General features: G+C 69.1%; 7 protein-coding genes. 4 read left to right on the forward strand and 3 right to left on the reverse strand.

Going from position 1 to position 12,420, the window contains the following annotated elements; genetic code table 11:
* The first annotated feature begins 86 nt into the window (after positions 1-86).
* Together WMF46_RS44845 and WMF46_RS44850 are read left to right on the forward strand one after the other, a co-directional pair.
* Positions 87-5,360 (forward strand): pentapeptide repeat-containing protein, encoded by a 5,274-nt coding sequence (locus tag WMF46_RS44845; RefSeq protein ID WP_437982835.1) that lies wholly within the window; start codon positions 87-89, stop codon positions 5,358-5,360.
* A 328-nt stretch (positions 5,361-5,688) separates the two neighbouring features.
* Positions 5,689-7,095, forward strand: coding sequence for a pectate lyase family protein (locus WMF46_RS44850; protein WP_437982836.1), 1,407 nt, complete (start codon positions 5,689-5,691; stop codon positions 7,093-7,095).
* A gap of 32 nt (positions 7,096-7,127) precedes the next feature.
* On the opposite strand, the gene WMF46_RS44855 is transcribed toward WMF46_RS44850, so the two are convergent.
* Positions 7,128-8,672 carry an L-fucose/L-arabinose isomerase family protein gene (locus tag WMF46_RS44855; RefSeq protein WP_437905504.1) on the reverse strand — a complete coding sequence of 515 codons (1,545 nt, stop codon included), beginning with the start codon at positions 8,670-8,672 and terminating at the stop codon, positions 7,128-7,130.
* 233 nt (positions 8,673-8,905) lie between these two features.
* On the opposite strand from WMF46_RS44855, the gene WMF46_RS44860 reads away from it, so the two are divergent.
* Positions 8,906-9,994: a LacI family DNA-binding transcriptional regulator gene (locus tag WMF46_RS44860; protein ID WP_437982837.1), complete on the forward strand. Its 1,089-nt coding sequence runs from the start codon at positions 8,906-8,908 to the stop codon at positions 9,992-9,994.
* 346 nt (positions 9,995-10,340) lie between these two features.
* Entirely contained in the window at positions 10,341-11,477 is a 1,137-nt protein-coding gene (locus WMF46_RS44865; protein WP_437982838.1) for a protein-glutamine glutaminase family protein, read from the forward strand.
* An 85-nt stretch (positions 11,478-11,562) separates the two neighbouring features.
* On the opposite strand, the gene WMF46_RS44870 is transcribed toward WMF46_RS44865, so the two are convergent.
* Together WMF46_RS44870 and WMF46_RS44875 are read right to left on the reverse strand one after the other, a co-directional pair.
* Positions 11,563-11,931 (reverse strand): hypothetical protein, encoded by a 369-nt coding sequence (locus WMF46_RS44870; protein ID WP_437982839.1) that lies wholly within the window; start codon positions 11,929-11,931, stop codon positions 11,563-11,565.
* Positions 11,932-12,046: 115 nt separating this feature from the next.
* On the reverse strand, positions 12,047-12,403 hold the full coding sequence (locus WMF46_RS44875; RefSeq protein WP_437975348.1) for a hypothetical protein: 357 nt from the start codon (positions 12,401-12,403) through the stop codon (positions 12,047-12,049).
* Positions 12,404-12,420: the final 17 nt, after the last annotated feature.

A 12,420-nucleotide genomic window follows, 5' to 3' on the forward strand; every position in this document is an offset into this window, starting at 1 on the left:
CCTGCGCCGAGGAGAGCCTGCGCTTTATCTCGTCCGCGCGCCCTGTCTATTGCGGTGCCTCTCGCTCCGGCTGCACCATACCTTGCGTGGCGAAGGCGCAGCACGACACGGCGGAGGGGCGGGACGAGGGCCGGGGAGGCGCGCACGCAGGCGCGGAGGTCGACGTCGGGCCGATCGACGTGCTCGTGGTCGTGGCGCTCCAGGACGAGCTCGAGGGGGTGCTCGCGCAGGGCGATGGCGGCGCCGCGGGGTGGCGCGAGCTGCGGGACCTCGGCGGCTTCCGCTACTACCGGCGCGTCTTTTCGAGCGCCCATGGCGGGTCGCTCTCGGTGGCGGCGGCGTGGATCGGCGAGGCGGGCCAGCGCACGGCGGCGATCCGGGGGCAGCAGCTCCTGACCGAGCTCGATCCTGCGTGCCTCGCGATGTGCGGCATCTGCGCGGGCGACCCCCGCAAGGTGGCGCTCGGCGACGTGATCGTGGCCGACCGGCTCTACAGCTTCGACGAGGGCAAGCGCGTCGCGCCGCCGGGCAAGGAGGCGGAGCTCCTCCACGACCTGCGCACCTTCGATCTCGCGGCCACGTGGAAGATGGACGCCGCCTTCCTCGCGCGCGAGCTCGACCTCGCGGCGCTCTCCCGCGAGCGCCCGCCCTCCCGGGACGCCCAGCAGCGGTGGCTCCTCGACGCCCTCCACGTGCACGAGGCGGAGGGCGGGCCCTCGCCGGTCTCGCACCCCGACCGGAGGCGCGCCTGTCCGGGGTGGACGGCGCGGCTCAGGGAGGCCGTGAAGGACGGGTTCGCCGCGATGAAGGGCGGCGCGCTGCGCCTCACCGAGGCAGGGCGGGAGAAGGCGCTGGAGGAGCGGTTGCTCCACCCGGACGGTCCGCCGGCCGATCCGCCGCTCTGCGTGCATGTCGGGGCCGTCGCCACGCTCACGGCGGTGGTGCAGGACCCGGGCGTCTGGGGCGACCTCCAGCGCGTGGTGCGGGGCACGCTGGGCCTGGAGATGGAGGGCGCGGCGATCGGCGACCTCGCGGGCCGCTGCCAGAAGCGGTCGATCTTCGTGAAGGCGGTGAGCGATCACGCCGACCTCGCCAAGGACGACAGCTTCCGCGCGTTCGCGTGCCGCGCTTCTGCGGCGGTGCTGCTCGCGTTCTTGCAGAAGCACCTCGAGCCGGCGCCGCAGCCTGAGCGCGAGCTGCCGGGGCGGCACGGGCCGGCCGGAGAGGTGGATTGCACCTCGGGAGACGGTGAGCGCGGCGAGCGCGCGTTCGAGGAGCGGCACGACGGCTTCCTCCAGCGCATCGAGCGCGTGGCGCTCCTGCGCACACCCGGCGCGACCGTCACGAGGCACCGGACGCCGCCGCCGTTCGCGGGCGTGCTCGAGGTGGCGGCGCGGGACGGAGCGCTCGTCGACCTGCGGGTGATCGGCGCGCTGGACCAGGCCATCTCGGAGGAGCTCGTCGCGCGCTATGTGACCGACGTGGAGCTCCGGTTCCGGCAGCAGGATTCCTTGCTGCGATCGACGCTGATCCACACGGGCCCGCAGGCGCCGCCGGACCTCGTTCAGCGCGCGTGGCGTCGCGGCGTCGTGCTGAAGAGCTTCTCCGAATACCAGGGGCTCATCGATTTCGGCCGGTACCTCGAACGGCAGACGGACCGGATCGAGGCGGACCCCATCTACCCGCCGTGGCTCTACGTGGAGCAGCCGGCGGTGGTGAGCCTCGGCGACCGAGAAAAGAGCGCGACCGAGAGCGCGCTCGCATCGCTATGGGAGCTGCTCGACGCGCCCCGCCGGCGCTTCGTGCTTGTGCTCGGCGACTTCGGCGCGGGCAAGACGTTCCTCTTGCATGAGCTCGCGCGGCGGATGGCGAGAGAGAAGCACCCGCTCGTGCCGGTGCTCATCGAGATGAACCGGCTCGAGAAGCAGCGCTCGCTGAGCGTGCTCGTGGCGCAGCACTTCGCGCTCGCTGACGAGCCGATCGACCCGCGCGCCTTCAGCTACATGCTGGCCGAGGGGCGGATCGCGCTGCTCTTCGACGGCTTCGACGAGCTCGCCCTGCGGCTGACATACGACCGGGTGCTCGAGCACTTCGAGACGGTGGTGCAGGCAGCCGAGGGGATCGCGAAGGTGGTGGTGACCAGCCGGACGCAGCACTTCCTCGATGACCGGCAGATCAAGCAGGAGCTCGCCCGGCGAGCGGAGCAGGTGCAGGGCTACCGGCTCGTGCAGCTTCAGGGGTTCGGGGAGCCGCAGATCCGGCGGTTCCTGGGCAACCTGATCCCCGAGCCCGCGGAGGCCGAGGCCCGGTACCGGTTGCTCCACGAGGTCAGGGATCTGCTCGGGCTGTCCGAGAACCCACGGATGCTGGGGTTCATCGCGAAGATCGAGGAGAGAAAGCTCCTCGAGGCCAAGGAGGGGACGGGGGAGATCACCGCGGCCAAGCTGTACGAGCTGCTCGTGGATCAGTGGCTCGACCACGAGCACCGGCGCGCAAACCCGCCGGGGGCGCCGCGCGGGATCTCTCGCGGGGCGCTCCGGGGGGCGATGACCGAGCTCGCGCGGCTGCTCTGGGACCGGCGGGCGCGTGCGGTCGGGATAGCCGAGCTGCCGGAGAGCCTCGTGAAGGGCGTGCAGCCGAAGGACGGGCCGCCGCTGGAGCGGGCGATGGTCGAGTTCCTCATCGGCTCGGGATCGCTGCTCGTGCGGGACGCGGAGGGGGCGTTCTCGTTCGTCCACCGCTCGGTCCTGGAGTGGCTCGTGGCCGAGGCGGCGGCGCGGGAGGTGAGGGAGGCTGGCGACAGCGCGGCGCTCGCGGCCGACGAGATGAGCGAGCTGATGGTGGACTTCTTCGTATCGCTCGCCGGGCGCGACGAGGCGGCGGCGTGGGCCGCGTGGGCGCTTTACGGGACGGCCGAGGGGCATGCGAAGGACAACGGGCTGCGGATCGTGCGCCGGCTGGAGCGGGGCGAGGAGGTCACGGTCATCCGGGAGGACGAGATCGAGGTTGTGGAAGGTTTCGATCTGGCCGGGCAGGACCTGACTGGGCAGAACCTCAACCATGCGGATCTTCGAAGGGCCAACCTGACGAGAGCCAATCTCACCAACGCCACGCTGGTCGAGGCCAGGATGGCCGGCGCCACGCTGGTCTCCGCGCGGCTTGGACGGGCGGATCTGCGCGGCGCCACGCTGACGGGCGCCGATCTCCGGGGCGCGGACCTGTCGTTCGCTCGCCTCGTGGGCGCGGACTTGACCGGCGCGAAGCTCGCGGGCGCGGCGCTGCGCGGCGCCAAGCTGGTCGGCGCCCGCGGCGTGGCCGTCGCCTCGCTTGCGGCGGAGGGGGCGGCACCACCTCGGCCTTCCGGGGCCGAACCGATGTGGACGCCGGAGTCCAAGTGCGGTGCGGTATCTTGGAATCCCTCGGGAGATCTGCTCGCGGCTGGCCATGGCGACGGCTCGGTCCGGCTCTGGGATGCGGTCTCTGGGCAAGCCATCCGGGCGATGGCTGGACACCGCGACTCGGTGAACAGTGTGGCGTTCAGCCCTGATGGTCGAACGCTGGCCTCGGGATCGCGCGACACGACCGTGAGGTTGTGGGAGGTCGAAAGCGGGCGATTCCTCCGCGCCTTCGAAGGTCATCGCTCTCGGGTGATGAGCGTCGCATTCAGCCCCGATGGCCGAACGCTGGTCTCGGGTTCGCGCGATACGAGCGTGAGGTTGTGGGAGGTTGAAAGCGGGCGAGCCATCCGCACCTTCGAGGGCCATGGCGAGGAGGTGACAAGCGTTGTGTTCAACCCCGATGGCCGAAGGCTGGCCTCGGGTTCGATCGACAAGTGCGTGAGGTTGTGGGAGGTCGAAAGCGGGCGAGCCATCCGCACCTTCGAGGGCCACGACGGCTGGGTGAGCAGCGTTGTGTTCAGCCCCGATGACCGAACGCTGGCCTCGGGGTCGATCGACAAGAGCGTGAGGCTGTGGGAGGTCGAAAGCGGGCGAGCCATCCGCACCTTCGAGGGCCACGACGGCTGGGTGAGCAGCGTTGTGTTCAGCCCCGATGGCCGAACGCTGGCCTCGGGTTCGAATGACAAGAGCGTGAGGTTGTGGGAGGTCGAAAGCGGGCGAGCCCTCCGCACCTTCGAGGGCCATGGCGAGGAGGTGACGAGCGTTGTGTTCAGCCCCGATGGCCGAAGGCTGACCTCGGGTTCGATCGATAAAAGCGTGAGGTTGTGGGAGGTCGAAAGCGGGCGAGCCCTCCGCACCTTCACGGGCCACGATGGCTGGGTGATGAATAGTGTGGCGTTCAGCTTCGATGGCCGGAGGCTGGCTTCGGGCTCGACCGAGCACAGCGTGAGGTTGTGGGAGGTCGAAAGCGGGCAAGTCATCCGCGTCTTCGAGGGCCACGGCAAGGAGGTGAAGAGCGTTGTGTTCAGCCCCGATGGCCGAAGGCTCGCCTCGGGCTCGACCGAGCACAGCGTGAGGTTGTGGGAGGTCGAAAGCGGTCGAGCCCTCCGCATCTTCGAGGGCCACGACGGCTGGGTGAGCAGCGTTATGTTCAGCCCCGATAGCCGAAGGCTCGCCTCGGGTTCGCACGATAAGAGCGTGAGGTTGTGGGAGGTCGAAAGCGGGCGAGCCCTGCGCACCTTCGGGGGCCACGACGGCTGGGTGAACAGTGTGGCGTTCAGCGCCGATGGCCGGACGCTGGCCTCGGGTTCGTACGATCAGAGCGTGAGGTTGTGGGAGGTCGAAAGCGGGCGAGCCCTGCGCACCTTCAAGGGCCACGGCGGCAGGGTGAACAGCGTTGCGTTCAGCCCCGATGGCCGGACGCTGGCCTCAGGTTCGTACGATCAGAGCGTGAGATTATGGAGTGTGGAGAGCGGCCAAGTCCTCCGCGTCTTCGGAGAACACAGCGATATGGTGAGGAGCGTAGCATTCAGTCCCGATAACCGCTTGCTGGCCTCGGCATCCGATGACGCGAGCGCAAGGTTATGGGAAGTCCGAAGCGGTCGAGCCCTTCTCGCCCTCAACGGTCACAAGGCCTCCGTACAGAGCGTCACCTTCAGCCCTGACGGCACGCTCCTCGCTTCTGCCTCCACCGACGGCACCCTCCGCCTCTGGCAAGTTGCCACCGGCCGGTGTCTCGCCATCCTCCTGCCCTGCCCCGAGGGCTGGGCCGCCTTCACCCCCGACGGCCGTTACAGGTTCGGAGGCGACATCGCTGGCTCCTTCTGGCACGTGATCGGCCTCTGCCGCTTCGAGCCCGGCGAGCTCGATCCCTACCTGCCGAACCCCCTCCGCCTCCCCGACGGCGAGCCCCTCATTGCGCTCCCGCCCACCGGAACGCCGCCCGGGAATGGCATGTCATAGGCAGACCGCGCCCGAGCCCACGTAAAGCTTTCATGTAGCGTGCCGACCGTCGCTTCGGAGCACGCAGCATCTGTCGTGCGGGTACTCGCAGTGTGCGCGTGCTGTCCGGAGGGAAGCCTCGCTCATCGCGACCGGCTGCGGGCAGCTGCTTCCGCAGCTCGTCGTGACTCAGCGGCCCAGCTTCTACTCCAGCATTCAAAGGCTCGTCCTCTGCCATCCGAGCCATGCTAGCCGGGCCCTGTGTAGGCGACACCTGGCCGGGCGTCGCCGACGGGGGATGAATTTTTGATGACGGGTCTCCGGTCGCTCGGGCAACCGAAGGTCCACCATGACTTTTCCTTCCCGCCCTGCCCACCGCGCACCTCGGATCCCTCGAACCGTCCCGATCTTCCTCGGTCTGGGCATTCTGGTCGCTTGCTCCGACGGCGAGGGCGGCGACAATGGCCACGGCGTGGGTTCAGGCGGCAGCGCCGCGACAGGCGGCGAGTGGGCCGCTGGCGGCGCGACCAGCTCCGGCGGCGCGAGCAGCTCGGGGGGCGCCACGACGGGCGGCTCCGCTGCAGGCGGCGCCGGGAGCGGCGGTGAATCGACCGGGGGAGCGCCCGGCGGTGGCGAGCCCTCCACGGGTGGCACGTCGAGCGGCGGCGGCGAAGCGACCGGTGGTGCTGACGGCAGCGGCGGAGCCACCGGCAGCGGCGGAGCGACCGGCGGCTCCGGCGCCGGTGGCTCTCCGGGCAGCGCCGGCGGTGTCGTGGGGGAGCCGATCGGCTTCGCCACGCTGAACGGCGGAACCACCGGCGGCCAGGCCGGCGAGACGGTCACGGTCGAGAGCTACGCCGCGCTGAAGAGCTACGCCGAGGCCAGCCAACCCTACGTCATCCTCGTCCAGGGCCGCATCACGAACGGATCGGGCGGCGGTCAGATCCGCGTCAAGTCGAACAAGTCGATCGTCGGCGTCGGCAAGGATGCCTTCCTCGACGGCGTGGGCATCGACGTCTCGAGCCAGAACAACGTCATCCTGCAGAACCTGCGCGCGACCCTGGTGGGGACGACCACGCCCGCGAGCGTGAACGGGGGTGACGTCGTCTCGATCTCGGGGACCAGCAAGAACATCTGGATCGACCACTGCGAGGTCTACTCCGAGGACCCGAGCGACCAGACCAACAAGGACAAGTACGATGGTCTGATCGACATCAAGGGCCAGGCGGGCTTCATCACCATCTCGTGGACGTACCTGCACGATCACCACAAGGGCGGCCTGGTGGGCGCCGCGGACGACGATCTCCACGACGATCGCAAGGTGACGATGCACCACAACCACTACAAGAACGTGTTGCTCCGCGTTCCGATGTACCGCGGCGCCGTGGGGCACTTCTTCAACAACTACATCGTCGGCGCGAAGGACGCGACGGAGATCCGCGCCAATACCTGCGTGCGCGTCGAGCGGAACTACTACGAAGCCCTCCACTACTCGATCTACACGCTACACGCCGTCCGATTCGCCCGGGAAGGCGGAGCGCATCTCGAACGTCGAGGTGAGCCGCACGTCGCGCGCCTATCCCGCCAGTTGCACGGCGGACATCCCGTACTCGTACTCCTCTGCGCTGACGAGCGACACGAACGACGTCAAAACGGTCGTGCCCGCGTCGGCCGGCGTGGGAAAGCTCTGAGCGGAAAAACTTGTCGCCCAGCGCGGAGAACGGCGCCGTGGCCTGGCTCCACCTGGCGGATCTGAATTCTGCTGACACCCACCCGGCGTTTGGTTTTCTACCCCGAGGCGCGCGCCTGGAGCTCGCCCACCTGGCTGTGCTCGTAGAAATCGACCAGCGCTTGTCCGCCGCGGCCGAGGCCCGCCTGGGCGTTGATGTAGGGCACCGCGTCTCGGATCGCCTTCATCGTCAGCTCGATGTTCTTCTGCGTCCCGACCACGAGGGCGGTGTGGTGCTCCACCGCCCGCTCGGGCTGCGTCAAATAGCGAAAGAGCTCCTGGATGCGCGGGATCTGGATGCGGCCGCGCGTGCCGAACGTGTCGATGCCTTCTTCGCTCACCCGGCCGACCCCGCCGTAGAGGAACACGCTGCCTTCGCGCGCGTTGGTGCAAGGTCTCAGAAAGGCGCAGGTGCCCGCCTTGAGCTCGCCGTCGACCGCGCCCCAGGTGTTCTCCGCGCCGATGTCGGCCTGGGTGGCCAGGATCTCCTGGCGGGTGATGCGGGCGCCGGGGCGCATCACGCTCTTGGCCCAGACGCCGCAGTGGAAGAGATCCACCTCCTCGCGCTCGTCATCGTACATGTTGTTCCAGTCGCCCAGCAGCGGCACGAGCCCGGAAGCACACTGCAGCATGTACATCCCCATCCAGCCCGCGATGTCGGTCTCGCAGGCGGCGGGGATGAGCTTGTCCGAGAGCATGCTCATGCAGGTGCAGGGCATCACGCCCACCTCTCCGCCGATCTGGTACTTCTGCATCTCCGTCCAGCAGCGCACCGCGATGCCGTCGAGGTCATTCTCTTTCACGAAGCGATCGAAGACGACGCCCATCCGAGCGATCGCCTCCAGCGAGGCGCGCGGAACGTCACCCGCCGCCATGTAGCCGGAGACGGCTTCCAGCTGGGTGGATAGCTCGCGCGGCGAGACCTTGCGCATCTGGCGATCGAGCGCGATGAGCTCCAGGCCGACCGTGCTCAGGCCCATGTGCCCCAGGAGCTCGGTGGAGACGTTGGTGACCGTCTGGAACGCGTCGGGCCCCGAGCCCACCAGCCCGAGGCGCACGCCGCGGCCCCGGCGGCGGAACTTCGATGCTAGGACGCAGCTCGCGTAGAAGGCGTGGAGATCGTCCGCGAAGGCCGCCGAGCTCACGGCTTCACAATGCCTGGACGTGAGGGTGTACGGGTAGCCGATGTGGCGGAGCGCGTTGGCTGCCGAAAAGCGCCCGCACGCCCCGTCCCGCCGGCCCTTTTGTCCCATGCGTCCCAGGCCGCGCACGTCAGGCTCGGTGTGCAGCAGCACCGGCACATCGAGATCGGCCAGCCGCAGAAAGTCTCGAATCCCGTTCTCGTCGGAGAAATTGTACATCGAGCAGATGACGCCGATGGCCCCGCCGCCGTCGGGAGAGCGCCGGTACTGCTGGGCGACGCCCGCGGCCGCGCGCGCGTCGGCGTAGGTCTCGACGTTGCCGAGATCGACATAGCGCACGCGCTGGCCGAGCACATGGCCCACGGCCGACTGGGTGGCTTTCGCTCCCTCCTCCGCGAACGCCGTCGGAAAGAAGCCCCGGTTGCCCATGAAGCCCAAGATCACCGGTTCACTCTGTGCCATTGCTGTCTCCTGGAGCAGGCGGGCTTGAGCAAGGTTGGCCTTGCCGCTCCAGCCCGCCGGAACGTCAAGGTCGTCGTCGCATCGGCGCGATCTGGCGGATCTGTAGAAGATCGCTGCCATGGCCCCCTCGCGCGCGAGGGACCGCAGCCACCGACCGCGTATTCCGCTTCAATACTATGCCTGTGCGTGCTACCGTCAACAGCTAATCCGAATTAGCTGAACGGAGCGCGCGCTTGAACGATCCCCCCGACCACGACCCGCCGCACGTGCCCGGCCTGCGTCCGGTCCGTATGAAGGACATCGCCGAACAGCTGGGGTTGTCCCAGACCACGGTGTCTCACGTCCTGACGGGCAAGCATGCGAAGTTCCGCATCAGCGCCGCCACGGTGGAGCGGGTCTGGGCGCTGGCCCAGAAGCTAGGGTACCGGACCAACGCCATGGCCCAGGCGTTCCGGGAGCAAAAATCGTACGCCATCTCGCTCGCCGTCGAGGACCTGGCGAACCCGTTCTGGGCCGGGATAGCCGTCGGCGCCGAGCGCGAGGCCGAGCTCCACGGCTACGCCCTCGTGGTGAGCCACCTGGCCGGCAACGTGGGGCGCCAGCGTCGCGCGTTGCAGCTCGTGCACGAGTCCCGGGTGGATGGGCTCATCGTGTCCCCGGTTTCCGGAGGGGATTGCGATCTCATCGCGGCGCACAAGCAGGGACTTCCCTTCGTGCAGATCGACCGGGCGGTCCCGGACCTCGACGTGGCGTGCGTGCGCACCGATCACGCCGCCGGCTCGGTGCTGGCGCTCCGCCACCTTCTCAGGCACAAGGATCGGTCGCTCGTCTACATCGGCGGTCCGCTCGACATCGCCACCTACCGACATCGTCTCGACGGGTTCCAGGCGGAGCTGACGCGGAGCGGCGCCAAGGCGGCGGCCATCGAGGAGCTGAAGGAGGCCACCCCGGAAGCGGCCGAGACGCGCATGGTCGAGCTTCTCCAGCGGCTGCGTGGACCTCTGGCCGTCTACGCGGCAAATTTCTGGAGCACTGTCGGGACCCTGCGGGCCATCCGCGCCGCCGGTCTCTCCGTGCCCGACGAGATCGACGTCGTCGGATTCGACGACATCCTGATGGCCGATCTCCTGCGTTATCCCGTCGCGACCGTCGATCAGGACGTCGGCGGGATAGGACGCGAAGCGGTCCGGCTGCTCCTTGACATGCTGGCGGGCGCCAAGGTCGCGCGAGAGGTCCTGCTCCCCCCTCGCCTCACCGCGCGAACATCGGACGTGCCGCGCAGCGAGAGGCGAGCTCGCGCGCGGCGAGGCAACCGCTCCTAACCGCCCTCCACATCGATCGGTTTTCTGGCGGGAAGGTTCCGTGGGGGCGAACCGTAGCATCCGCGGAGATTCGCGGAGGGCGTGACCACGGATTGCAATCCCTCGGACGGCATGGGCCCAGCCCGGGGTGAACGAACAGGTGATTGCGGGACTGCGCCTGCCCTGCGTCTCGCGCCGCCCTCGAGAATCGCCGGTGTCCGCCGTGCGGGGACCGCGAGCGGTGCTATGGTGCGCCGCGCCCCGCGGTCCCCGACATGCTCCGAGCGTGACGGCTCCTCTCGGGGTGCATCCTATCTTACGCAGGGAGATCAGATTCATGCGACAGTCCTATGTTACTCTTGCAAGAGTGTTGTGTGTCGCGTCGGCGGCCCTGGCCGCCTCGGCCTGTGGAGGCGACGAGGGCGCTCATTCCGATCAGGCTCCTGACATCGAGCGGTCCGACACGGGAGCGCTGCTGGAGGACGCCGTCGACTCCACGTCGTCCGGGGCGGGCTCGCCGGGTGACGAAGGATCCCCCGGAGGCAGCGCGAGCGCGGCCTGCCAGCTGCCCGACGGTCCGCGATCGTTCGATGAGATCAAGGGCCCGCCCGGGAGCCTGGCAGCCGATTGCGTTCCCACGTGGACCGAGGAGCAGCTGAGCTCCGGGTTCGCCGCGATCCGCGACAGCCGGCTGCTCGCCATGCCGGAGCAACCCGAGTTTCTGCGGCGGCTCCCCTGGCTCGCGGCCGACAATGGCTGCGAGGAGCGGGCCGAGGCGGCGATCTACTTCTTCCAGCAATGGGACTATCCGACGCCCTACTTCGCCAGGGTCAAGGCAAAGCCGCGCAAGCGGCTGGTCTTCCAGACAGCCAACGAGCCGTCCGGAAGCGTGACCTGGTCCGGCCACGTCGCGCCCGTGGTCCGGGTCGGTGGGCAGCTCATGATCCTGGACGCCGCCATCGATCCGTCGCGGCCCCTCCCGATCGCGGAGTGGCTCTCTCAATTCAGCGTCGTCGACGACATCGACGTCGCGTTGTGCCGCGACCACGCCCTGGGGGAGGGGTGCTTCGACGCTGTGCCCCTGGAGCCGCCGCCGCCCAACCTGAACCCCTATGGCAGCATGTACAACCGGCTCCTGACCGAATGGCGAGTTCAGGAGATCCTCGGGCGCGATCCGTACCGGGTCCTCGGCGACTGTCCGCCGTGGGGCCCCTGCGCCGAGCCGGAGCCCACGCCCGATCCGGGCCTCCCGCCGACCATCCGGCGCTTTGCGTCGGACCAGTTCGACAGCTTCGTCTGGTATCCCCTCTACGTCATCGGCGACAACTTCGTCGAAGGCTGGACGACCGTGCGCATCACCGGAAACGGCATCGACGAGCTCGCGCCCATCGACGCCTGCAACATCCGCAGGATCCTGATCACCCAGGAGTATCCGCCCGGCGACTATCAGGTGACGGTGGCAAACGGAGAGCTCGCGAGTCAGGCGAGCCTTCGTATTCAGTGACTCGGATGGCCAGGCGCGTGCCGCGGGGGCGCTGAGCGTCCTCGCGCTGGAGGATCACCTGGCGCGGCTCGGCCCCTCCGTCAGCCTATTCCGGCTTGATCTTGCCGGCGAGCTCGAAGATCGGCGCGTACATGGCGTACATCGCCGCGGCGAGCGCGATCACCCCAAGGAAAAAGGCGAGCACCACCATGGCGCGGCGGAGAGCGAGCGTGCTGGCAGCGGGCAGCGCCAGCGGGGCCGCGACGAGCGAGGCCACCAGAAGGCCCGACGCCGGAGCGGCCCACGGGCTCAGCGCCACGCGCGTCACCGCGGGGAGCGCGCCGCCGAACTCGGCGAACATCCCGGCGAACGACGGCGCGATCGTGAACGGGAACGTGAGCAGGGCGAGCGCCAGCAGGCCAGCGATGACGACGGCGACCCAATCGAGGGCCGTGAACGAAATGGAGTCGCTCATCGAGGATGACCGTAGCATCCATCCTTGCGCCGGAGGCGCCATCGCTGATGGCTAGATGGGTGTGCAAGGCGCGAGGTGCTGCGACGCCACGCGCGGTTGAAATCCGCCTGTCGCTCTAGCGAGGCTTCGTGTCCTTGTCCTCCGGGTCGACCGCGATGCGGAACCCCGGGTCTTCCGGCGTGGGCCCGGCGGGCCGCGTCTCGGGCCCCTCGGCCTCCCCGCGGCCCTCGGAGCGCTCGTCCCGCGGGGGCGCCTGCGCCGGGCCCTTGCTCAGCTCGGCGCCGATCCGGCCGACCACGTTCGTCGCGGCCCGGACGAGCTCGCGCCCGGCGTCGTCGATCGCCTTGCCGACGTTCGTGCTGTCGAGGTCCTTGCGCAGGTCCACGGCCGTCTTGCGCGCCGCGCGCCAGAGCAGGCTCAGCCCCTGCTTGAGATCCTCCCTGGGGTCGTCTCGATCGGGGTCCGAGCTCATCGCGCCTCCTTGGCTCC

Source organism: Sorangium sp. So ce117 (assembly GCF_051524395.1).
GTDB classification, from domain to species: Bacteria; Myxococcota_A; Polyangia; order Polyangiales; family Polyangiaceae; genus Sorangium; species Sorangium cellulosum_B.

Bases quoted from the DNA above. Each gene is read 5' to 3' on its own strand.
- WMF46_RS44850 (WP_437982836.1), top strand. From the start codon at position 5,689: ATGACTTTTCCTTCCCGCCCTGCCCACCGCGCACCTCGGATCCCTCGA.
- WMF46_RS44855 (WP_437905504.1), bottom strand. From the start codon at position 8,672: ATGGCACAGAGTGAACCGGTGATCTTGGGCTTCATGGGCAACCGGGGC.
- WMF46_RS44870 (WP_437982839.1), bottom strand. From the start codon at position 11,931: ATGAGCGACTCCATTTCGTTCACGGCCCTCGATTGGGTCGCCGTCGTC.
- WMF46_RS44875 (WP_437975348.1), bottom strand. From the start codon at position 12,403: ATGAGCTCGGACCCCGATCGAGACGACCCCAGGGAGGATCTCAAGCAG.